Source organism: Blastococcus sp. HT6-30 (genome assembly GCF_039729015.1).
Taxonomy (GTDB): Bacteria; Actinomycetota; Actinomycetes; order Mycobacteriales; family Geodermatophilaceae; genus Blastococcus.
Window position 1 is genome coordinate 271,001 of record NZ_CP155792.1, and the last position, 23,193, is coordinate 294,193.

Annotated in this window: 14 protein-coding genes and 3 pseudogenes; 9 read left to right on the forward strand and 8 right to left on the reverse strand. The window is 66.4% G+C overall.

Translation table 11 applies throughout. The features are described 5' to 3' along the window. The first annotated feature begins 11 nt into the window (after window positions 1-11). The 3 genes and pseudogenes from ABC795_RS01250 to ABC795_RS01260 form a co-directional block, all read left to right on the forward strand. Window positions 12-995 (forward strand): glycosyltransferase family 4 protein, encoded by a 984-nt coding sequence (locus tag ABC795_RS01250; RefSeq protein ID WP_347059000.1) that lies wholly within the window; start codon window positions 12-14, stop codon window positions 993-995. Window positions 996-1,229: 234 nt separating this feature from the next. Then, the gene (locus ABC795_RS01255) at window positions 1,230-1,622 is read left to right on the forward strand and encodes a DapH/DapD/GlmU-related protein (RefSeq protein WP_347059001.1); all 393 of its coding nucleotides are present in this window, start codon (window positions 1,230-1,232) and stop codon (window positions 1,620-1,622) included. A gap of 1,300 nt (window positions 1,623-2,922) precedes the next feature. Further along, a pseudogene (locus ABC795_RS01260) lies at window positions 2,923-3,073 on the forward strand (integrase core domain-containing protein); the annotation flags it as partial. 17 nt (window positions 3,074-3,090) lie between these two features. Here the strand turns inward: ABC795_RS01260 and ABC795_RS01265 are convergent. Together ABC795_RS01265 and ABC795_RS01270 are read right to left on the reverse strand one after the other, a co-directional pair. Next, window positions 3,091-3,294, reverse strand: a pseudogene (locus ABC795_RS01265) (transposase); the annotation flags it as partial. 45 nt (window positions 3,295-3,339) lie between these two features. After that, a pseudogene (locus ABC795_RS01270) lies at window positions 3,340-4,580 on the reverse strand (IS3 family transposase). A gap of 274 nt (window positions 4,581-4,854) precedes the next feature. Here ABC795_RS01270 and ABC795_RS01275 point away from each other — a divergent pair. Together ABC795_RS01275 and ABC795_RS01280 are read left to right on the forward strand one after the other, a co-directional pair. Further along, window positions 4,855-5,733, forward strand: coding sequence for a class I SAM-dependent methyltransferase (locus ABC795_RS01275; protein WP_347059002.1), 879 nt, complete (start codon window positions 4,855-4,857; stop codon window positions 5,731-5,733). An 811-nt stretch (window positions 5,734-6,544) separates the two neighbouring features. Next, complete coding sequence (locus ABC795_RS01280; RefSeq protein ID WP_347059003.1) at window positions 6,545-7,906, forward strand: ISL3 family transposase; 1,362 nt, start codon at window positions 6,545-6,547, stop codon at window positions 7,904-7,906. Between the two features lie 83 nt (window positions 7,907-7,989). Here ABC795_RS01280 and ABC795_RS01285 read toward each other — a convergent pair whose 3' ends face one another. The 3 genes from ABC795_RS01285 to gmd form a co-directional block, all read right to left on the reverse strand. Continuing rightward, a complete protein-coding gene (locus ABC795_RS01285; protein WP_347059004.1) occupies window positions 7,990-9,414 on the reverse strand; it encodes an oligosaccharide flippase family protein in 1,425 nt (474 codons plus the stop codon). Between the two features lie 196 nt (window positions 9,415-9,610). Then, window positions 9,611-10,087 (reverse strand): hypothetical protein, encoded by a 477-nt coding sequence (locus tag ABC795_RS01290; RefSeq protein ID WP_347059005.1) that lies wholly within the window; start codon window positions 10,085-10,087, stop codon window positions 9,611-9,613. 3,848 nt (window positions 10,088-13,935) lie between these two features. Next, window positions 13,936-14,949: a GDP-mannose 4,6-dehydratase gene (gene gmd / locus ABC795_RS01295; RefSeq protein ID WP_347059006.1), complete on the reverse strand. Its 1,014-nt coding sequence runs from the start codon at window positions 14,947-14,949 to the stop codon at window positions 13,936-13,938. An 84-nt stretch (window positions 14,950-15,033) separates the two neighbouring features. Between gmd and ABC795_RS01300 the strand changes: the two genes are divergently transcribed. Both ABC795_RS01300 and ABC795_RS01305 read left to right on the forward strand, forming a co-directional pair. Beyond that, complete coding sequence (locus tag ABC795_RS01300; protein ID WP_347059007.1) at window positions 15,034-15,999, forward strand: GDP-L-fucose synthase; 966 nt, start codon at window positions 15,034-15,036, stop codon at window positions 15,997-15,999. A gap of 148 nt (window positions 16,000-16,147) precedes the next feature. Next, window positions 16,148-17,647 (forward strand): polysaccharide biosynthesis tyrosine autokinase, encoded by a 1,500-nt coding sequence (locus tag ABC795_RS01305; RefSeq protein ID WP_347059008.1) that lies wholly within the window; start codon window positions 16,148-16,150, stop codon window positions 17,645-17,647. Window positions 17,648-17,770: 123 nt separating this feature from the next. Here ABC795_RS01305 and ABC795_RS01310 read toward each other — a convergent pair whose 3' ends face one another. Together ABC795_RS01310 and ABC795_RS01315 are read right to left on the reverse strand one after the other, a co-directional pair. Further along, window positions 17,771-18,553, reverse strand: a complete 783-nt coding sequence (locus ABC795_RS01310) for an SGNH/GDSL hydrolase family protein (protein ID WP_347059009.1) — start codon at window positions 18,551-18,553, stop codon at window positions 17,771-17,773. A 99-nt stretch (window positions 18,554-18,652) separates the two neighbouring features. Continuing rightward, the gene (locus ABC795_RS01315) at window positions 18,653-19,303 is read right to left on the reverse strand and encodes a hypothetical protein (RefSeq protein ID WP_347059010.1); all 651 of its coding nucleotides are present in this window, start codon (window positions 19,301-19,303) and stop codon (window positions 18,653-18,655) included. A 121-nt stretch (window positions 19,304-19,424) separates the two neighbouring features. Between ABC795_RS01315 and ABC795_RS01320 the strand changes: the two genes are divergently transcribed. Next, entirely contained in the window at window positions 19,425-20,054 is a 630-nt protein-coding gene (locus tag ABC795_RS01320) for a hypothetical protein (protein ID WP_347059011.1), read from the forward strand. A 9-nt stretch (window positions 20,055-20,063) separates the two neighbouring features. On the opposite strand, the gene ABC795_RS01325 is transcribed toward ABC795_RS01320, so the two are convergent. Beyond that, window positions 20,064-21,203: an LCP family protein gene (locus ABC795_RS01325; protein WP_347059012.1), complete on the reverse strand. Its 1,140-nt coding sequence runs from the start codon at window positions 21,201-21,203 to the stop codon at window positions 20,064-20,066. A 315-nt stretch (window positions 21,204-21,518) separates the two neighbouring features. On the opposite strand from ABC795_RS01325, the gene ABC795_RS01330 reads away from it, so the two are divergent. Then, entirely contained in the window at window positions 21,519-22,838 is a 1,320-nt protein-coding gene (locus ABC795_RS01330; protein WP_347059013.1) for a UDP-glucose/GDP-mannose dehydrogenase family protein, read from the forward strand. The last annotated feature ends 355 nt before the right edge of the window (window positions 22,839-23,193 follow it).

Sequence of the window (23,193 nt, forward strand, 5' to 3'; positions counted from 1 at the left end):
GTCCAAGTGGAATGGAGCGCATGCTGGTTTCGGCTGCCCCGTATTTCGCTGCGGCTGGCGTCGAATCGCACGTCTTCGGACGTACCGATGCTGCAAATTATAGTGAGCGCCTGAGGGAGGCTGGCTACGTCGTCCATATGACTTCGAGCCAGGGAATGGGGTCTTGGCGCGATCTTGCGCGTACGCTAAGGCGCGGACGTTTCGACGTGGTGCACATACACACAGAGGGAAAGTACTTGGCGACTGTCCTCGCGGTCGTCTTGGCCTCTAGAGGCCGGGCGAGGATCGTCCGAACGGTGCATAACGTCTTCAACGCGCAGGGGCTGTGGCTCTTCAAACGTCGCCTGCAAGCCACTTTGGCGGATCCATTCGTTCACGTAGTGGTTGCACCCTCCGACGATGTAGTACGGCACGAGAGGATGTTCGGCCGACGTCCGCGCCTGATCTATAACTGGGTGGACGACGAGTTCTTTGACGTGCGGAGGCGTCGGCGCAACCGTGAGGAGGGTGCAAGTCCTGCTGTGGGACTCATCGTTGGCAACTGCTCTGAAGTCAAGCGACATGAACTGGCGCTGGAGGCTGTCTCTCGCCTCGGACATTCTGTAGCCCACCTGGGGATAGAAACGTCTGCTTCGCAGCAGGAGGCCGTGCTGCTAGACAAGCTTGACCAGGCGGGCGTTGTACTTGTAAGAGGCGTAGGAGACCCGGCGCTTATCATGAGCACGGCTAGCTACTTTCTGATGCCAAGCGTGTGGGAGGGAATGGGCGTGGCTTTAGCCGAGGCGCTAGTGGCTGGACTTCCGGCGGTAGTGAGCGACTCGCCGGGGCTACAATGGTCTAAGGGCTTGCCGGGAGTATCCATGGTGCCGCCACTCATCGACGAGTGGACTGCTGCTATCGATGAGTTGGACTCGGGGCCAGCCCCTGCAGCCCTACCAATCGACTTCTCAGCCTCTCGCGGCGTCAGCGAGTACCTGAGCATCTACGCCGGGTAATGGCCCTGGTCACGTCGCGGAGGGGGAAGTGTGGAATCGCCGTTAATCAGGAGCGTGGTGGAGCAAAGCTTCGGCTTGCGGAGGAAGGCTAATGTTGTCCGTCGCGCTCGGACGCTGAGACGGTCTGTTCGTCAGAACGTATCCGTGGGCGAGGGTTTCCGGTTGGGTGAGCGGTCCGTACTCTGGGCACCCAGCTCCCTTATCGTTGGGTCAAATGTTCAGGTGGGATCGGACGTGCGAATCGAGGTCGACGGGCAGATTGGGGATTGCGTCCTGATCGCAAACTCAGTCGGTGTTGTCGGCCGCCGGGATCATCTGGCAACGCAGTTGGGCGTGCCGATAACAGAGGCCATGTGGGTAGGGGAGAACGCTGCCCTCTTGAGCGACCCAGTGGCTATAGGTTCCGATGTCTGGCTCGGGTACGGGGCCACAATCCTGTCGGGTGTACGTATCGGGGATAGCGCGATTGTGGGGGCGGGGGCTGTGGTGTCGAGGGATGTGGCACCGAATACGGTGGTTGCTGGCAACCCCTCGCGAGTCGTGGGTCGCAGGTTCAGCCAGGCGGAAATGGACGAGCACTGGGCGGTTCTCGGCGCCAAGGGTATCCGGCCTTGCGTCGCGAAGTAGCGAGCGATGGCAACCACCGTGATGTAGCGGACGGTTGCTGGTGTTGGAGGAGGTGGAAGCCGGTTGCGACTTTTGTATGTGCCGAATGAGGATGGCGACTTCCGCCAACTAGGCTTTCGTCGCCCACTTCAAAACTTGCTTGACGCGGGCCGGATCGCTGCGGTCAGTGTCTATAGTCTGCAATGGCGCATTCGACGGTCGGGTAACGCCGAAGTCGAGCGGCGCGGTCTAATCGAACGCGTAGAGAGCTTCAAGCCTTCCGTCATCTTGATGCAGCACCTGGGTGCCACCGGTTTACAGGACAAGCATTTCCGGCTCATGCGCCAAGCCGGCAGTTTCGAGCTGATATATCATGAGGCGGACCCGTACAGCCGGTTTGTTCATCCGTTACCTCGCGCGGCACGAGCCGCGGGTCGAGCCGCTGACGTAGTGTTCACGGTAGGGCGGGGCACTTTCTCAGAGAACTTCGTGCGTGCGGGTGCGCGGGACGTCCGCTGGGTCCCGCACGTGTTTGAGCCGGATCGTTATCCATTCGTCCCGGCTCGTCTGAGCTCAACGCGTGAGTTTGACGTCGTCATGATCGCCAATCGAAATTCACCTCGCATGCGCGGGCTGCCCGGATGGCGGAAGCGCATTGCTTATGCACAATACCTCGAGGGCCGCTTCGGATCCCGGTTCGCCCTTTTCGGAGCGGGCTGGGATGGGCCCTCCGCTCGTGGCCCGATCCCCTTCTCGAAGCAAGACCAGGCTATTCGGGCTGGCTGGGTCTCCACGAATTGGGACCACTATGCCGATGAACCCTGGTATTTCTCGAACCGACTGCCGATCTCGTTGTGGGCTGGGTCGATCCATGCTACTGGCTACCATCCGGGCTACGAGGATATATTCCCGAATAACACCAGGCCCTTCGTTAAATATGCGGGGGACTTCGACCGGTTAGGCGACTTGGTCGAGGAGGCCTTGAACGCGTCTATCTCGGAGCGGCTGGCGGCGTGCATCGAGGCGCAAAAGTATGCTAGTCGGTACATGCGACAGGATGACCAGCTCCTGCAAATGTTAAATTGGCGGGACGGAGGTCGAGTTGTGGCTCGGCCAGATGAATGGGACCTATCGGTGAACGTGCCGGACGAGCTATAGTCGGACCAGTTGAAGTGAATGAGTAATGAGCGAGCGGCCTAGTTGCACCCGGCCAGGAGGTTAGTGACGGCGGATCGCGGCCGAACGCAGAAAATCTCCGAGTGAGGGGTGGCTTGTCGAAGGCCGGAACCGATTCCGAGGTCCTCGTGCCCCACGGTGGTACTTGGTCACCGAGTGGGCATATCGCGGGATTTTCACCCATAAACGAGCGGCGCGCTGCCGCCCTTGCCCCCTGGTTAGAGCAGTACAACGCTCGACGTCGCCACAGTGCACTCGGCTGCCCGCCCCCGATCAGCCGTCTGGCACCAACCTGATGGCCAGGTGCGCGGCACTAGTCGTCGATGGCGTTCTTGTAGCCGTGGAACGGGTCCAGCGTGGCGACCTCGACCCGCCTGCGGAACGCCTCGCCGCCGCGTTGGGCGAGCCAGTCGGCGTAGGCCTTCCCCGACCGGCCGGGCACCAGGTCCAGCAGTCGTGCGCGGACCCGTCCTGCCTGGTCACGGGTCAGGTCGACCATGCCGGTCAGCTCCTTGGGGCCGCGACGGGCCTTGCCCCCTGATCTTGGGCACGCGTGGGGTGTCTACGCCGCGGTTGGCAGCGTAGCTGGAGCCCGGCGGGCCTCGTAGTCGTTCGGGCTGATCTGGCCGCAGGCGGAGTGCCGGCGGCGCGTGTTGTAGCGGGTGGCCCAGGCGAAGACCGCCCGGCGGGCCTCGGCCGGCGTGCTCCAGCCGGACGCGCCGGCCAGCGTCTCGCGCTTGAGGGTGGCGTTGAACGACTCGGCCAGCGCGTTGTCCGCACTTGAGCCGACCACGCCCATCGGCCGGACGACACCGAGCCGGGCGCAGAGGGCGGCGTAGGCCCGGGAGGTGTACTGCGCGCCATGATCGCCGTGGAAGATCGCCCCGGCCAGGCTGCCGCGGGTGGCGGCGGCCGCGAGTAGGGCGTCGGTGACCAGGTCGGTGCGCATGTGGTCGGCGATCGACCAGCCGACCAGCCGGCGGGAGAAGCAGTCGATCACCGTCGCCAGGTACAGGGTGCTGCCGTCGGCGCAGGGCAGGTAGGTGATGTCCCCGACGTACTTCATGTTCGTATCGTCGGCGGTGAAGTCGCGTTCGAGCAGGTCGGGGACCTGCTCATCGGCCGGCTCGGGCACGGTGGTGCGCACACCCGGCGACGCAGCCGGATCCCGGCGATGCCGTGGGCGACCATCACCCGTGCGACCCGCTTGTGGTTCACCCGGTCCGCCGGGTCGGCGCCGTCGTTGAGCGCGGCGGTCACCGGCGGCGCCCCGTAGGCGCGGTTGGACGGCTCGGCGGCATGCACCCGCCCGGATCCGCTCCGCAAGCTGCTCATCGGCGGACTGGCGGGCCGCCCGGGACTCGGCGGCGGCCTCCCACGCGTAGAACGAGCCCCGACTGACCTCCACCAGCTGGCACATCCGCTTCACCTCGAAGGCGTCCCGGTGGTCGGCGACGAACTAGAAGCGGGTCACCAGCGCGTCTCCCCGGCGAAATACTTGGCCGCCGCCCGCATAATGCCCCGCTCGGCGCCCAGCTTCCGCTCGTTCGCCTCCAGCTCGGCGACTCGGGCGCGCAGCCGGGCCAGCTCCTGATCGGGCGCTTCCCCGCCCGGCGGCGGAGCGCCGTCGGGTCGCGGGTAGCGGCCCCGGATCGGTACCCCGGCGGCCCTCAACCACGCCGACAGGGTCGTGTCCACGATCCCCAGGTCGGCGGCGATCCCAGCAACCGTCGACCCTTCTGTCGTCCGGTACAGCTCCACCGCGTCTCGGCGGAACTCCTCCGAGTACACCTTCCGCACCACGAGCCGATCATCTCGCTTCCTCCAGGTTCAGCCTGGATTCAGCGTGTCCACCAGACGGGGGCAGGTCCCGGTGTCCGGCCCGCTGGGGCCACTTGAGAGGGGGCAACCCCGCCCGCTGGCAATGCTCCCTCCTCTGTCCCTGCGCGCGCCGCTGGCCTTGACCGGGCAAGTTCGGCCGCGACCAGCGCATCCCGGATCCCGGCCCAAGCCCTTTCAGCCGCGACTCCAAGTTGCGGGGAGGGCGGGCCGCGACCCGATCCTCTACGGTCTCGGCATGGCCCGGCATGGATCCACCGTCGAGATAGTCAGGAAGCAAGTACGTGCGGCGACGGACGGGCGGGCAGGTCGTGCAGCAGCCTTACCTGCCCGCGCCGGCATCGCGGCGAAGCACGCCGGAAGACATCTCGGCCAGCTCGCCAAGTGGTTGGCGCACAGCAAAGAGCACACAAACTTCACAGTCCATTTGCAGGAAACTAACCACGAGCACCTGGCTTGGTTCGTAGCGGACTTGACGGGCATTACCGTGCAGCAAGCCCGAGGATACATTCAGGAGCTTCGTGAGGACGAAGAACTCCAAAAGTTCGTCCGTCACCGAGCGCGCGTCGGCCCACGTAGCGGGCTGATCGATCCGGAAGCACGCTTCGGGAGACGCCTCGGCTGGTATGCGATAACCCGGGCCCGGCAGCCGCGCCTCGTCGTGGAGTGCGGCATTGACAAGGGGCTCGGCACCCTCGCTTTTGCCGCCGCTCTTCGTAGGAACGAGATGGAAGGTGGAACGACTGGCCGAGTACTTGCCATTGACGTCAACCCAAGCGCCGGGGCGCTGATCGGCGGCCCGTATGCAGCCTACGTCGACCAGGCGATCGCGCCGTCGGTCGACGTGCTGCGATCACTGGACGAGCAAATCGACGTCTTCCTGCACGACAGCGACCACAACCTGGAGTACGAGCAGCAGGAGCTACTGATGGCCGCCGAGCATCTGGCGCCTCGAGGAATAGTCCTCAGCGATAATCCGTCCCTCACGCTGCCCATGTGGGCTGAGGCAGCGGGGCGACACTTCGCGTTCTTCCAAGAGCGCCCGCAGAACAGCTGGCTAGCAGGGAGCGGCTTTGGTGTCGCCCTAGACCGGAAAGCCTTCCTCGCACTGGGCTGACCACACGCGGGCACCGAGTGTCACTGCCACACCTGCTGTGCCGCCTCCTGCCGTGCCCCACCTGGTCAGCCAACTCGCCCTGGTTGGACGCTTGTGCACCTTCTCGGAGCATCGCGCAGCGGACGTCGGTAAGGCATCGGACAAGGCGGATGAGGGCGGCGCTGCGGCGCTTGCCGGCGGCGCGTTTACGATCGTAGTAGGCCCGTGAGGTCGGGTCGGAGCGCGGCGAAGTCGGAGACGAAAAGCGCTCGCTTGAGCTGCTTGTTACCGGCTCGGGGTGGGTGCTCACCGCGGATGAAGGTGCCTGAGCGGCGGGTGCCCAGGGCCAGTCGGCGTAGGCGGCCAGGTGCCCGGCGGTCGGGAAGGCGCCCGTGGTCGACTGCGAGGAGGACGCGGGCTGCGATCCTGACCCCACGCCGGGCATCAAGGTCAGGACCCGGGGCAAGAGGGTGGGCATCGAGCAGCCCCGGAACCGCGTCGGCGATCTGGCGCCGCCCGTCCGTATCTGGATCAGCGAGGTCGCCAGCCGGGGCAGGACCTTCTCCACGGCCACCGATCCGGGAACGACCACGGTGTGCTCGTCCAGAGCCGTAAACAGGTCTTCGACCAGCCGTTCCCCGCCTGGGGGCGCGGCCTTACGGGCCACGGTGGTGAGCCTCAGCATCCTCGCTCCGCGGACGCACCTTCTTTTGTCGGCTCTGCGTACCTGCGGTGGGTGTGAGGGACTCGCGCGCGTGAGCTGAGGCCGGGAAGGGGTCGAGGCCTTCCAAGATCGGGAGCGACCAAGCTGCCCATCCGGAAGGCCTCGACGGTGTCCGAGCCTAGGGCGTGCGCTCGCGCGCGCTCACGTCCTGATCCCTCCTACTGCGACCGCTGTGATCTGCTGGTCGGGCTGGTCGGGCTGGTCGGGTTCCACGTCGTCGAGGTCGTGGAGCATCTCGGCCGGGTGCAGGTGGTGGTCGAGTCGGCGCCCGAGCCGATGGGCTGCCGGGCCTGTGGTGTCCTCGTCGGCAGCCACGGCCGTCGTGACGTCGTCCTGGTCGACGTGCCCTGCTTCGGGCGTCCGGTCCAGCTGGTGTGGCGCAAGCGGACCTGGCGCTGTGCCGAGGCCAAGTGCACCGGCAAGGCGTTCACCGAGCAGAACGACGCCCTCGCTCGGCCACGGGCGCTGCTGACCACGCGGGCGTGCTGGTGGGCTCTCGGGCAGCTACGCCGCGAGCACGCCTCGGTCGCCGGGATCGCCCGGCAGCTGGGCACGACCTGGCGCACGGTGCGGCGGGCGATCAAGCCACTGCTGGAGGGGATGGCCGCCGACGAGGGCCGCTTCGCCGACGTCACCGCCCTGGGCGTGGATAAGCACATCTGGCACCACGTCTCCACCAAGCCAATCGAGAACGGTGGTCGCGGCCCCAAGGAGCTGACCGGCATGGTCGACCTGACCCGTGACCAGGCAGGACGGGTCCGCGCACGACTGCTGGACCTGGTGCCCGGCCGGTCGGGGAAGGCCTACGCCGACTGGCTCGCCCAACGCGGCGAGGCGTTCCGCAGTCGGGTCGAGGTCGCCACGCTGGACCCGTTCCACGGCTACAAGAACGCCATCGACGACCAGTTGGAGGACGCCGTCGCTGTCCTGGACGCCTTCCACGTCGTGAAGCTGGGCACCGCCGCGGTCGATGAGTGCCGGCGCCGGGTCCAACAGGAGACCCTCGGCCACCGGGGCCGCAAGGGCGATCCGCTCTACGGGATCCGCACGATGCTGCGCGCCGGCGCGGAGAAACTCACCGACCGCCAGTGGGCACGTCTGCGCGCGGCCTTCGACGCCGACGAACGACACCTGCCCGTGTGGCTGGCATGGTCCTGCGCCCAGCAGCTGCGCGCCGCCTACCGGCACCCCCAGCCGGCCGAGGGCCGCAAGATCGCCGAGCAGGTCCTCGCCTCGTTCCCGAGCTGCCCGGTCCCCGAGATCGCCCGCCTCGGCCGCACCTTGAAACAGTGGCGGGCGGCGTTCCTCGCCTACCTCGACACCGGCCGATCCAGCAACGGCGGCACCGAAGCGGTCAACGGCCTCATCGAGCTCCACCGGCGGATCGCCCGCGGCTTCCGCGACCGGGACAACTACCGACTCCGCATGCTCCTGATCGGCGGCGGACTCACCAGCCCCCACCTCAAGTAAGAAGAGCCCTTTTGTCGCTCCGCCCCGAGTCGTCCCGCCGGAGGAGCCGACCACCTAGTTCGAGTTCAGCGCCTCCGAGGCGACTACCTCAGGATGCTGTAAGTAGCTAGAAGTTTCGAAATAGGCAGCTGGCGCCTAAACAAGAACGCTGCAATGACGGGGCACAGAAGGGCTAAGCCACCGAGGATGCGACCCCAGCCAGTTGCACCATCGGCGAACGCGGCGTACTTGCACGCATACGCTGAAGCGCCAACGGCAACGCCCGCGAGTAAGCCGCCAACGTAAAACAGGAGCAGTCGCCGACCGTCGACGTAGCCCCAACTGATGGCCACCGCGACGTGTACGAGGTGTTGGACGATCGTGGCGGCCAACGGTGCGATGACAACCGGCACCCACGAATGCAGCTGCCAGGCGAGGACTGCCCCTGCACAACTGGCAACCAGGGCCAACGCTTGGGTGAACCAGATCCATGCGAACCGCCCGATTGCTTCAATCCCGCTCATCAGTACAACGGTTGGCATCTGCACAGCACCCAGCAGGACCAGAGGAACCGTCAGTGTCGCAGCCAACTCCCAGCCATCACCAAAAATCACTGGCAACAAGGCCGGGATGGCGACGCACCCGAGGCCAGCGATAGGGCCTACCAGCCATGCGATGACTCCCAGCATGTCGGTCCAGACGCGAAACGCACGAACCGGCGACTTTTCGTCATGACGAAATTCCGGGTACACCGCTTGGACTATAGCGTTCTGCAGCTGCTGTAGAGGAATCGACGATAGAACCTCAGCTCGATTAAGCTGACCCAGAAAGGCGGTACCCAAAGCATGCGATCCCGCCAAACGGGGCAGGTTCCCGGTCGCATAGGCCAGGAGGAAAGTAAGCATGATCTTTCCACTGAACGACAAGTGTGTACGCACGGGCCGCAGGTTGCCGGGCCTGCGGACAACGCCCCGCCCCAGGTAGAGGAAGGTGGCTAGCTGAGCCAGCTGCGCCGCTACCGGCGAGACGGTTAGGGCGATGGCCGAGGGGTGCACCGCTAGTACGGCTAGGCTGAGCGCCATACCCAGCAGATTGCTAGCCAGGATTCCTATACTCAGTTGACGGAAACGGCCCAAGCGTCGCACTAGTCCAGAAGTCAATCCAAGGCACGGCGATATGAAGGCACTTATCGCCATTACCTTCAACAAAAGTTCCGCGTCTGGCGCAGACCAAAGAGCCGACCAGAAACCAGATGTCAGATAGAGCGCCGACGCCCCAATCAGGCCGACTAGCAATGCCAACGTCAGGAGGCCCTCGACTGTAGCTGAGGTCAACGACTGCACGCGTGCCACTGTTTGGCCCAGACCACCATTCGCCAGGAGGCCAGCTAATGCAGCCACGGTGAGCGCCACGGAGTACGCACCGAACGCCGCTGGGTCAAGGGCGCGTGAGGTTATCGCGGCGTAACCGAATTGCAGAAGAATGGTGCCCACCTGAGATCCATAAATCCAGAGAGCGCCGATCGCCACCTTCCGCGACCCCGCCTGGCGGAGGCTCACAATCTCCCGCATTTCATCGCACTTGGCATTGCTGAAGGCCGCCCATCGGCTTCCACCTGGTCCTTCGCCACCTTAGCCACAGCGAGGCGCTGATCGGGCGCCGCAGCGACGGTTCTTCCGGCGAAGAACCCTCCCGCTTGAGCTGAGGGGTACGTCGGACGAAGACTCAGTGGACAAGGCGTGCTGACACTTCATGCGCAATCTCGCCAAGGCTCTGCCGCGTTGGCAAGCCATCGCGCGTGTAGACAGCCAACCAACGATCGCCCTCAGGAAACGAATGCCACCAAGGCTCCTCTCGAATAACCAGCCCTTTAGAAAGAAATCCTGCGGTCATGCTGAAGCTGCTGGGACTGGTAATCAGAACGTCAGAACTGGCCATCGCGAGCATCGTTTTCACTGGATCGCCGTCCAGGTCCGACACTACCTTGGCCCGGCTAGGCACCGAGATCGAGGGCGCGGCTCCTTGTGAATGTATGGTCACCACCATCGGAGTGCTTCCAGCCCCAAGGGCGACCGCATCCAGGCAGCGCTCAAAGTATGCGTAATCTCTGTGCCGCGCCGTCATGCCGCGGTTGACGTCGCCACGGCGCACATGGACCGAGACCTGGAGAGGGCCACTGATTGCAGGAACTTCGTGCTTCAACCAATACCTGCGGGCAAGCTCCTGGCCCCCTAAGTCCTGCACGTGCGAGGGGTGGTCCATCGCTAGCCGAAAGATGGCCTGGTTGCCTCCGCGACGCCTCACTTCGGCCTCGATTAGGCGCCAAGCTTCCTGATCCTCATCTCCTTCTGCGGGGGGCAGGAAGAAGAAGTTCCGTCCGTGAGAAGCCGCAGGATCCCACGCAGGGTCCATATCCAACCCGAATTCCGCATCCCATACTGGGCTTTGGCGTCGGTGTAGGAGCTCTAGTCCAAGCCTTTTCGAAACCGAGTAGGCGCTGATCCATGAGCTCAGGCGGTGTCCAATGCCGGCACGCGGGTGGGGCGTGGGCAGAAGGTAGCCAGCCGCAGTCTCCGTGACCCCATCGCCTGCCGCATGCGCCCCGGGCTGTCCAGTGGCGTGTCTGGGACCGCTTGCGTTAAGCCCCGTCCACACACGCCTCAACAAGACATGCTGACGAGCGTGCTTACGCAGCGTCAGCTCGGCCCGAGTTCCGAGCCGCGTGAGGGACACTTGATCAACGATGACGCGAGGATGCCTCAAGCCGGTATACGCGGAAACGCGCCTGGCCAATTCCCTGCCTCCCAAGCCTTCTGTCGCCCAGCGAGTTGTGATAATGCATGCTTCGGCGCATTCCAGTACCCGGACTGGTTGGATAAAGAACCCTCGCTACAGGCTGACAAGTGCCCAGACGGTGCGTAGCATCCGGCTACCTCCCCGCCGCTATACCCTGTTGAGCTAAGGCGCTAAGGACTCCTTGCGCATACCTAGTTATCATGTTCTCGAGAGAATAGTTCCCTGCGGACTCTACACAGCCATGACGCAGGCGCTCCCATAGGTCGTCATTCACCATGCCTTCCAGTAGCGCCGCTGCGTATGAGTCAACATCACCAGCAGCAACTACGGCGTTCACCCCGTGGGTCAAGTAGTCGAATTCAGGCGCATGATGCCAGTCGGCAGTCGTAAATATTGGTCGCCCATAGTAAAACGAGTCAAGTGCCACGAGGCCTACCCGACCGGGATTGGCGATCAGCCGGGCGCTCCGCACCAGCGCGGTCAACTGGGTCCCAGTCATTCTTCCGTGGAATACAATGCCAGGTTCTGTCTTGCACTTCTCCATCAACGTCCCCAAGTCGGGGCCTGCACCCACAACGTGCAATTCTAGACTGGGCAGCTCTTGCTTGACCCGATGGTATGCCTCGACTAGCAAGGATAGTCTCTTAGAAGAATCGATGGCGCCAATGCTAACCATCCGACGTCGATCAACGACCCCATGATCCTCACCAGCTGTTGGATCGGGATGCGCCTTACTGTTCATGACAGTAGTGATGCGGTCCCTAGGGACGCCTTGCAGTATTAGACTGGCCGCGCCCGAGCCTGTGTAAGCGAATATGTGGGCCGCGCGCTTGGAAAGCCACCTCAGGACCGCACGACTGACGCGGCCTCGCGACTGCACAAAGTCACGGCCGTGCCCCCACAGGGCCAGATGGTCGGGTCGTAGTAAAGCTAGAAGGTAGACGTCCAGGTTCCTGCGGGCCTGCTCAACTATGACTAGATCGGCTGTCCAAACAGTTGTGGGGACAAGGCGAAGGGTGGCACGCCGACCGGCGATGTTAATGTGGACCTGCCGGACAAGGCGACGCCACTGAGGTGTAGCCGAGTCGCTACGGGAGGACAGAGTCGAACTCGCTTTTCCGGCGTATATCAGTAGGTCAACGCTGTTGTTGCGGAGCGTGTCAAGCAACGCCTCGAAAAAGTCGAGTCTGTACTGCGGTATGTGTTCCTGCATTATGACTACAGTCGTCATCGGGCATCGACAAGCTGTCGGTATAGCGCAGTCATCTTTGAAGCCCAAACAGATTCAGAGTACTGTTGCGCATGCTCAGCCCGGGCCAGTCGGCTCAGCTCTGGGGCGCGTTCCCGGACGCTGCGCATGGCGTCGCGAAGCTGGCCGAAGTGACTCAATGTTTGTCCGAGGCCGCGAGTCTGCACTGCGTCGCCAACCGACGATCCCGCCAGCGCGATGACCGGCAATCCTTCAGCCAGAGATTCCAGGAAGACCGTTGGCAAGCCCTCTGCCCACCTACTGGGGAAGATCAATCCTTCAGCCTGAGCCATCGCGTTCCGCACCTCTCGGGCATTCAGACGACCTCGGTACGTGATCCTGGGCTTCTCTCGGCAGTGTTCGTGCACAACTGGGGCCAGCGGTCCGTTACCCACTATCGTTAGATGCTCGGAGGCCGGCCAGGCGGCGAGGAGCTGCTCTACGCCCTTCTCTTCTGTGAGGCGGCCGACGTACAGCCATCCACTCCGGGGCGCTGTCCTTAAAGAGGCACTGGCCGTAAAGTTCGGGATCACCTCGAGATCGAGGGGCGCCGGGTAATACTTGCGGATCATGGACGCTGAGCGCTCCGATAGCGCGACTACGCGTTGAGCCGCCCCCAGAATCGGATTGTGGATCCCGCTTGACCGAGTCTGCCAGGTTAGAGGCAGGGTAGCTAGGCGGCTGTTTCTATAGCAGGCATGCCTAATACTGGGGAGGGATGAGCCTGATGAGGGACAGGCCGTACACTCGGCGCCGTCACGATAGAGGATGGCGGCGCTGCAGAAAGGGCGGTAGTTGTGCAGCGTAGCGACGATGGGTGCAGTCTGCCCCTTCAGCCAGCGACTGCCCCAATTGGGAAACAGGTTGTGTACGTGGATGACGTCGGGAGCGAGTTCTTGTATTTGGCGACCGGGAGATGGACCTACACCGGTGAGTGTAGTCGCGGCACCTTTCAGAGCCTTGAAGTCGCCAGCGTCGTCTGTGCGCCGGGCTAGCAGATCGACTGTATGGCCACGACTCCTCAAAGCCGCTACCTGTGCGTCTACTACTGCGTTCTCTCCCGAGGGGCTACTTGATGAATAGTAGCTGTGGACGACGGCTATTCTCATCCGAAGACCAGCCACTTGAGGCTACTGATCGACTGCACCATGTACCGAGCAAAGAGGCGTCGAGGTTCGGTGATCAATCTGTAAATCCACTCGAGCCCGGAGCCGTGGAGCCAACGAGGCGCTTCGGGTTTAGCCCCGGAAACGAAGTCGAACGCAGCGCCAACGCCGATAGCGGTGATCTGCAACTGGGTCGCAATTCGAGCTGCCTCATAGTCTTGTCGGGATCCCCCGAGTCCCACCCATACTATGTGCGAGCCGCTACGGGTTATGGTGGCGTCCTGCTGGTTAATCTCCTCTGCAGAGAGGGCCCGAAACGGGGGGCTCCAGGCGCCTGCAATATGACAGTTTGGGTACGAGGCCTTGATCTCACGTTCAAGTCTACCGAGGCTCGTCGGGGTGCCACCCAAGAGGAAGTGGCGTAGGCCTACTGTTTGCCCGCGTGACAATGTCGTTCGAAAGAGGTCGGGGCCCCTCAAGGGAGGGATACGTCGCCGTCCAACTAGTGAGAGTAGCCACCGTAGTGGCGTTCCATCCGGGATGTTGACACCGGATCCGTGCAGGAGTCGGTTGTACTCAGAGCTTGCGCCCGCGTTCGCTAAGGTGTTTGTGTTAACTAGCCGAACTGGTTCCGGCAAGCCCCCTAGGGCTCGGCGGATTAGCTCGTCCGACACCTCTGCGATAGGTGCGGTCCTGAATGAGACGCCCCGGAGGGCTATTGCGCTCATTCTGGTGTTCAAGAGGACCTCTCCCTTTGTCGATCTGCCAACTATTGCACTCCGATAGGAGTGTCTAGTCGCCTGCGCGTTAAGGGTGATGAGTGGTCAGTGAAGTCCGCGGGCCTGCTAGGCGACAGGCGCATTCGGCTACTGGTTAAGGGGGTAGCTGCAGTTGTCGAGCTACCTATCGACTCGGACTAGTCGACCGGAGCGCTCGTCTTCGAGCTGTTGGACGTCCGCGTCCACCATAATCTTGACCAGCTCAGGGGTGAGGACCTTAGGCTCCCAGCCCAGTTGCGCTTTCGCCTTGGAGAAATCACCGATCAGTGCGTCGACTTCGGTGGGGCGCTCGTAACGCGAGTCGTGCTCGACATACTTCTCCCATTCCAGCCCGACGTGCTCGAAGGCCATCTGCACGAAGTCGCGCACCGAGTATGCCGTGTTCGTGGCCAGAACGTAGTCCGTCGGCTCGGAAGCTTGCAGCATGCGCCACATACCTTCGACAAATTCGGGGGCGTAGCCCCAGTCACGAACGGCGTCCAAGTTGCCCATGTAGAGCTTGTCCTGGATGCCGGCCTGGATGCGGGCCACGGCCCGGGTGACCTTGCGGGTGACGAAGGTCTCCCCGCGACGTGGGGACTCGTGGTTGAACAGGATCCCGTTGACGGCGAACACACCGTAGGCCTCGCGGTAATTTCGCGTCGCCCAATAGGCGTACACCTTGGCGGCGCCGTAGGGGCTGCGTGGGTAGAAGGGGGTGTTCTCGTCCTGCGGCGGCGGCGTCGCACCGAACATCTCCGACGACGACGCCTGGTAGATCTTGGTGCGCACCCTGGCAGCACGGACCGCCTCGAGCAGGCGCATCGCGGCCACCCCGGTGACGTCACCGGTGAAGACCGGCTGCTCGAACGACACTCGTACGTGCGACTGCGCCCCGAGGTTGTAGACCTCGTCGGGGTTGACCTCGCGCAGCAGGTTGATCAGCGTGACCCCGTCGTTCAGATCGCCGTGGTGCAGGAAGAGGTGCCGGCCGCTGACGTGCGGGTCCTCGTAGATGCCGTCCAGCCGGCCGGTGTTGAAGCTCGACGACCGGCGAACGAGCCCGTGCACCTCGTATCCCTTGCCGAGCAGGAGCTCCGCGAGGTATGAGCCGTCCTGGCCGGTGATACCAGTGATCAAGGCCGACTTCGCCACAGAACTGCTCCAGACCGTTGGGCCCGAAGCGCTCGGGCGTTGTGCCGCTACTGTAAGTGGCAAGTCGAAACATCAGGGAGCGTAATGCGCGTCACACGGCTCGATCGCAGTGCCCGTACGTACATCGCCGGACACCGCGGACTTGTGGGGGGCGCCGTGCTCCGCCACTTCCAGGACGCCGGCTTCACCTCGCTGTTCACCCGGAGCTCCTCCGAGCTCGACCTGCGCGATGCCGCGGCCGTCGAGGCGTTCTTCGCCGCGGAGAAGCCGGCGACCGTGGTCATGGCCGCCGCCAAGGTAGGCGGGATTCTGGCCAACAGGACCTATCCGGCCGATTTCATCTCCGACAATCTGCGGATGCAGGTCAACGTCCTGGATGCGGCGGCCCGCCACGGTGCCACCAACCTGCTCTTCCTGGGCTCGAGCTGCATCTATCCGAAGTTCGCTGAGCAACCGATCCGTGAGGACAGCCTGCTCACCGGCCCGCTGGAGGAGACGAACGACGCCTACGCGATCGCAAAGATCTCCGGCGTCCTCCAGGTGCAGGCGCTGCGCCGCCAGTACGGCGTCCACTACATCTCCGCCATGCCGACCAACCTCTACGGCCCCGGGGACAACTTCCACCCCACCAACTCACACGTGCTGCCGGGCCTGATCCGGCGCTTCCACGAGGCCAAGCAGAACGACGCGCCCTCGGTGACCGTGTGGGGTACGGGCACCCCCCGCCGCGAGTTCCTCCACGTCGACGACCTCGCGCGCGCCTGCCTCTTCCTGCTCGAGAACTACGACGCACCGGAGCCGATCAATGTGGGCATCGGCAGCGACCTGTCGATCGGGGAGCTCGCCGAGCTGGTCGCCGATGTCGTGGGGTATCGGGGCGAGCTGCAGTTCGACAGCAGCAAGCCCGACGGGACGCCGCGCAAGCTGCTCGACGTCAGCAAGCTGCACGACCTGGGGTGGCGCGACGAGATCCCGTTGCGCCAGGGAGTGGAGCAGACGTACGCCTGGTATCTGGAGCAGGTGAAGGCGGGTTCCGTCCGGGCCGCGTGAGGCTGTCGCATCGTCTGACCTTCGCCATGCCCGCTCCTTGCAGGCTGTACCGACCCTTTCGCTGTAGCGTTGCGGCGAACGCAGGTCTGCTCTTCTCCGCCACGGACGGCGCTCATTTCGTTCCATCTCCCGATTGCGAGGCCCGTCCGTGGAACTGAAGGACGTCGTGCAGGCGTTGCGCAGCGGTTGGTGGCTTCTCGTCGTCGGGCTGCTGATCGGCCTGGCGGCCGCCAGCGCGGTCACCTTGCAGACCACGCCGCTGTACGCGTCGAGTACGCAGCTGTTCGTCTCGACCACCGGCACCGACGACACCTCCACCGCCTACCAGGGCAACCTCTTCTCCCAGCAGCGGGTCACCTCCTACGTGCAGCTGCTCACCGGTGAGCAGGTCGCCGGCCGGGTCGTCGAGGAGCTGCAGCTGGCTGAGTCGCCGGGTGAGCTGGCGGCGTCCGTCACGGCCAGCGCCATCCCCGATACCGTCCTGCTCGACGTCACCGTGACCCGCCCGTCGGCGACCGAGGCCCGCGACATCGCCGCCGTCATCGGTGAGCAGTTCACCGACCTGGTCACCGAGCTCGAGACGCCTGAGGGCGCGACCGCGTCGATGGTGAAGGTGACGGTCACCGAGGCGCCGAAGGTGGCGGAAGCCCCGACGACTCCCCAGCCGATGCGAAACCTCGCCCTCGGCGGGTTGGCCGGCCTGCTGGTGGGGGCGGGCGCGGCGATCGGCCGCGAGCGGCTGGACAACACGGTCAAGACCGCCGACGACGTGAGCCGGCTCGCCGGGGCGGGGCTCGTCGGTGCCCTGGTCGAGGACCCAGCGCTCAGCGAGCGGCACGTCGCCGAGGACGAGGACGGTTACTCGGAGACGGGAGAGGCATACCGGCAGATCCGGACGAACCTGCAGTTCCTCGACGTCGACGACCCGGCCCGCACCATCGTCATCACGAGCTCACTGCCCGGCGAGGGCAAGACGACCGTCGCGGTCAACCTCGCGGTCGTCCTCGCTCAGTCCGGCGCACGGGTGGCCCTCATTGAGGGCGACCTCCGTCGGCCCCGGGTCACCCGGTACCTCGGCATGATCAGCGGTGCGGGTCTGTCCAACGTGCTCGCCGGCAACGCGGATTACCACGAGCTCACCCAGCCCTTCCGGGACGGAAAGCTGACCGTTCTCGCGGCAGGTCCGATGCCGCCCAACCCCAGTGAGATGCTGGGGTCGAAGCAGATGCGCATGCTGCTGGCGCAGGCGCGGCAGGAGAACGACTACGTCCTCGTCGACGCCCCTCCGCTGCTGCCGGTCACCGACGCCGCTGTGCTCTCCGTGGCCGCGGACGGGGCCATCATCGTCGCCCGGCACGGCGTCACCACCAAGGCGCAGCTGGAGCAGGCCGCGGCCAACCTGCACCGGATCGACGCCAAGCTGCTCGGCGTGGTGCTCAACCGGATTCCGCCGAAGGTGGCCGGGGGGTACGGGTATGGGTACGGCTACAGCTACGACGCCCGCCCGGAGCTGGGCGCCGAGGCGCGGGACAAGGACGGGCGGCAGAAGCTCGCCACCCACACCACCTCGATGCCGGCCGTCCGGGACGCCACGGCACCGCCGCTGCGGGAGCGCCCGAAGCCTCCCGCGCCCAAGCACAGCCGCTGAGAGTCCCCGCCTGCGGGCACCTGCGCAACGGCCCACCGCCCCTCCGGCGGTGGGCCGTTCGGCTTGTGGGGCCGGTCTCAGCTCCAGGCGACCGCAGGTGGCTCCGGCCGAACGTGCAGCGGGTCAGGTCGTCGCCTCGAGGGCCTGCTCGACGGCCGGTGCGATGCGGTCAGCCAGGTACCGGTGGCCGGCGTCCGTGGGGGAGATGCCGTCGGCCGCGATGAGGCCGGACGGCGCGGTGAACCAGTCATCGGCCAACGGGTCGACGAACGTGGCGCCGGCAGCGACCGCGGCCTCCTCCACGGCGTCGCGCAGCAGGTAGAGGTCCGCCGGAACGTCAGCGCTGCTCCACGCCGGCCCGACGACCACCAGCTCCGTGTCCGGGGCGGCCGTGCGAATCTGTGCGAAGGTCTCGGCTGCACCGGCCCCGACGGCGGCCGAGGAACTGCCCAGGTCGTTGCGGCTGCCGAAGACGACCGTCACGTCCGCCTCCGGCACCGGGCTGGCGGCCGCGATGTCGGCGAAGTCCTGGCCTGTCACCCCGGCTCGTGCGAAGCCGGCCATCGACACGGCGTTGAGCCGCAGGTCCGCGCCCGACCGCTCGGCCACCAGCGCCGGCCAGCCGGCGGCGCCCCGGCCACCCAGGCCGGACCCGGTGGAGTAGCCGTCGCCGTAGACGGCCAGAACCGGAGACTCCTCGGTCGACGCGGGAGCAGTGGTTACCGCGCCTTCCGACGGCGTGGCCGGTGAGACCTCGGATGCCTGCCCCGCAGGCGCCGACCGGCCGGCGAACGGGTCGTCGGGCGCCGGCCGCAGGGCCAGGTAGGTGAGCAGCGCCGCGTTCACCACGACCAGCGCTACGAGGGTGATGATGCCCCAGCGAGGGGGGCGTTCCAGACCCAGCACGTTCCGACTTTACGGTGCCGGAGCAACGCGCCCCGGTCAGCGACGAACCGGCCGGCGCATTCCGTGACCGGCTCGTTGCACCGGAAGTGCCTGGCGTGCTCAGCGAGTGCGCGGGCGAGCCAGTTCCCGGAGGTCCGGCAGCTGCCGCATGGCGGGACGGGGCGACCACTGCTGGCCCGCAGCGCCCTCGGCGAAGAGGATGTCGGCCAGCGGCCGGAGTTTGCGGGCGATGCGCGCGCCGACCTCCTTGTGCACCGAACCCGAGTGGCCGATCGGGTCGTTCACGTCGTCGGCCTCGATGCTCATGCGGTGCGCCCGGCCGGCGTTGAGGCGCACGGCCAGTTCCCGCGCCCGCGTGTGCAGCGGCAGCTCCGTCACGCCGCGCAGGTCCGCCGTCTGGAGCAGATCGGCCGCCTCGGGCAGGGTGAAGGTGTGCCGGAGCGCACGCGGTGCGTCGGCGAGCACCAGGCGACGCTGCCGACGCGTCATGGTCAGCACCAGGTCGGCGTGGGTGGCCATCTCCGGCACGAGCGTCCGGGCAGCGAAGCCGTTCGGGTCGCCGCCGAGACCGGTGAGGGCTGCGGCGCTCCGCTTGTCCATGGCACGGCCGTCGAGCGCGTCGGTGCCGGCGCTGGCGATGTAGACATTTGCCGCGACGGGCCCGAGTCGTTGGTCAGCCCAGGCGGTGGCCAGCCGCTCCGCCAGTGGCGAACGGCAGATGTTGCCCGTGCAGACGAAGAGGAGGCGCATGTCGTGACTGTATGGAGGCAGAACATGACAGTGGCGCAGGCGCGCGTCGACGCGGTTCCTGGTGAGAAGGATGTGACGCCCGGAAGAGGTGAGGTCGTCGGTGTCGCCGCAGACTGGGCGGGTGCCCTCGGAGCATCCGTCCCCCCGCCCCTTCACCGTCCTCTTCGTCTGTACGGGGAACGTGTGTCGCTCCGCGCTGGCCGAGCAGCTGGGCCGCGCCTACCTGGACGACACCCTGGGCGCAGAGGCCGCCACGGTCAGGCTGCTCAGCGCCGGCACGCAGGCCGTGGCCGGTGCGGGGATGCACCCCGACACCGGCCTGGTGCTGCGCGGGCTCGGTGGCGATCCGGCCGGGTTCCGGGCGCAGCAGTTGCACGGCGAGCTGGCCGCCGAGGCGGATCTCGTGCTGGTCATGACCCGCCGGCACCGGGACGCCGTCCTCGGGCTGGAGCCCCGGGCGCTGACCCGCACCTTCCTCCTCCGCGAGGCGGCCGGTCTGGTCGGCGGGCGCGACCCCGGGGAGGTGGGGTCGGGAGGTGCGGTCGATCAGCTCCGGGCGTGGGTGGCGGCCATGGCGGCCGCGCGCGGGCGCCGGGCGACGCGCCGGGCTGACGACATCCCCGACCCGATCGGCCGATCGATCGAGGTGCACCAGGAGGTGGGGGAGCAGATCAGCGGAGCGCTGGTGCCGGTGCTGGCGCGCATCGCGGAGCTGGTCGCGACCGAGGCGGTCGGGGCGTCTGGAGCGTGAGACCTGCCCTCAGCGGGGGACGTCCGGCAACGCCTGCTCGGCGAACTCGTCGGCGTTCGGCGCCAGGGAGTCCGTGCGGAGGTAGCCCCACAGGCGGTCGGCCGACGTGTGGTCGAGGTAGACGACGCTCGCCGCGCCCTCCTGCCCGGTCCCCAGCACGGGAACGGTGAAGAAGTCCACCGTCTCCGGGGTGATGCCCCGCAGGGAGTACGCCAGGTTCAGCAGGTCGGCGTTGCCGAGGCCGTCGTCGACGGCCACGGCGTCGGTGACGGTCAGCAGGGCGCTGTCGAGCTTGGCGGGATCGCCGAACGTGTTCGAGTTGAACAGCTGGCCGAACATCGACTTCAGGTACTGCTGCTGCCGGCGCACGCGGTCGAAGTCGCCGCCGGTCAGGCCGTAGCGCTGCCCGAGATACCAGCGCGCCTGGTCCCCGTCGAGGTGGTTGACGCCCGCCGTGAAGGTGTACGGGCCGTTCGTCGTCGTCTCGGCCACGACGACGTCCACCCCGCCCAGGTCGTCGGTGACCTGGATGAGGCCCTCGAAGTCGATCGCGGCGTAGTGGTCGATGCGCACGCCGGTCAACTGCTCGACGGTCTGGATCAGCAGCGTGGGGCCGCCGAAGGCATACGCGGCATTGATCTTGTTCATCCCGTGGCCGGGGATCTCCACCCAGCTGTCCCGGGGGATCGAGATGACCTGGGCGTGCGTCCGGTCACCGGTGAAGCGGGCGATCATGATCGCGTCGGACCGACCGCCCTCGGCGATGCCCTCGTCCGACGTCGCCCGGGTGTCCGAACCCATGAGCAGGAAGGTGACCGGCGTTCCCGCGGCGGTCCGAGCCGGCGCGGGGCGAGTTCCCTCCTCGAGGTCGGCGAACACGTCGCCGACCCGGTCGATGTTGCCGCCGTACCGGCTGGTCAGGTACCAGAATCCGCCACCGATGAGGAGTGCGAGAACCAGGCCGAGCACACCGAGGGAGATCAGCAGCCGCCGCAGTCGGCGGCGCGGGCGCTCGGGGTCCGACGGCGTCCCGTCACGATCCGGACCCTCCTCGTCGACCTGGTCCCGGAGGAGCAACCGCTCCGCGCGGGCACGCCCCAGCTCGGCGTCGGTGCGCCCGTCGCCGATGCGGCGTGTGTCGTCGTCCACAAGGTCCCCCGTTGTCGTGCCCGGCCGAGGTTACGACCATCCGTGTCGCCCACGGGCGGTCCAGGCGCCACGCCGGACGGGCAGGCAGATCGGGGCGGTTGGGGCGGACGAGTCAACTTCCTCGCCCGGCGGGCCGGTCAGCGCCCCGCTCCCGGGCGGGAGCGCCGCGTCGGCTCGCGCTCTGTCTGTGACCGGCTCCTGGGTAGTGGCTCTCGCGGCAGTGGCTGCGGCCGCCCCGGACCCCGTAGCGTGCTCCCCCGGACAGCAGCGTTCGGCCGGCTGACCGACCTCGCACCTCTCGGGCTGGAGCACTGCATGAAGATCTCGGTCGTCGGTTGCGGCTATCTCGGTGCCGTCCACGCGGCCTCGATGGCCGAGCTGGGTCACGAGGTCGTCGGCATCGACGTCGACGAGCGCAAGATCGCCTCGCTGTCGGACGCGAAGGCGCCGTTCTACGAACCAGGCTTCGAGGAGCTGCTCGAGCGCACCCTCGCGACCGGACGGCTCCGCTTCAGCACGGACGTCGGTGATGCTGCCGGTGCCGCGGTGCACTTCCTGTGCGTGGGCACGCCGCAGAAGCGCGGCGAGTACGCCGCGGACCTGCGCTACGTCGAAGCGGCCACCGAGTCGCTGCTCGACGTGTTGCGGCCGGGAGAGCTGGTCGCCGGCAAGTCGACGGTTCCGGTGGGCACCGCCGCGCGCCTGGCCGAGCTCGTGGCGGGCAAGGTGCCGGGGGCGCTGCTGGCGTGGAATCCGGAGTTCCTCCGCGAGGGCTTCGCCGTCCAGGACACCCTCCACCCGGACCGGCTGGTCTACGGGCTGCCGGCAGGGGAGGACGGCGAGACGGCGCGGAAGCTGCTCGATGAGGTGTACGCGCCGATCGTCGAGCGGGGCACGCCGCAGGTGGTCACCGACTACGCGACCGCGGAGATGGTGAAGACGGCGGCGAACTCGTTCCTGGCCACGAAGATCTCCTTCATCAACGCGATGGCCGAGCTGTGCGAGGCCACCGGTGCCGACGTCAAGCAGCTGGCCGACGCGATCGGGTACGACGACCGGATCGGCCGGAAGTTCCTCAACGCCGGGCTCGGGTTCGGTGGCGGCTGCCTGCCCAAGGACATCCGCGCGTTCATGGCCCGGGCCGGCGAGCTGGGGGCGGATCAGGCGCTGACGTTCCTGCGCGAGGTGGACAACATCAACATGCGGCGGCGGATCCGCATGGTGGAGCTGGCCCGGGAGGTCTGCGACGGGTCGCTGCTGGGCAAGCGGGTGGCGGTGCTGGGTGCGGCGTTCAAGCCCGACAGCGATGACATCCGTGATTCCCCGGCGCTGAACGTGGCCGCCCAGCTGCAGCTGCAGGGCGCTGTCGTGCGGGTCACCGATCCGGCCGCGGTGGAGAACAGTCGTCGGCTGTGGCCGCAGCTGGAGTACGCGGACACCGCCGAAGAGGCGGCCGAGCGGGCCGACGCCGTGCTGGTGCTGACGGAGTGGACGCAGTACCGGGAACTGGACCCGGTCGCCTTCGGCCGGGTCGTGGCGCAGAAGCGGGTGCTCGACGGGCGCAACGCGCTGGACCGGGAGCGGTGGACCGCCGCCGGCTGGACCTACCGCGCGCTCGGCCGCCGCGCCGGCTGAGTCCGCTGCCGAGCGGCGTGGCAGCTCCGCCGGGAGCGCGTCGCGGTCGAGGACGATCCGGCGGCGAGGTGAGCGTGGCCGTGACTCACCTTCCCTGAGCGCCTCGTGCGTCACTCCGTCACCACGGTCAACCCTGACCACACCCGTCCCCGTGGTCGCCTGGACCTGACGAAATCGACGGCCGCGATTGTGGAGTCCTGTGGTCGAGACTCGTCGGTCCGCAAAACTAGGGTCGGGGCGTGCTCACCCACGTCGTCTGCCCGGGCGCCGCGCACCCCTCGCTGTCGCTGCCCGGCCGGCCGTGGTCCGCCCGATGAGCCGACCGGTGCAGGAGGAGGCCACCCCCGTCGTCCCC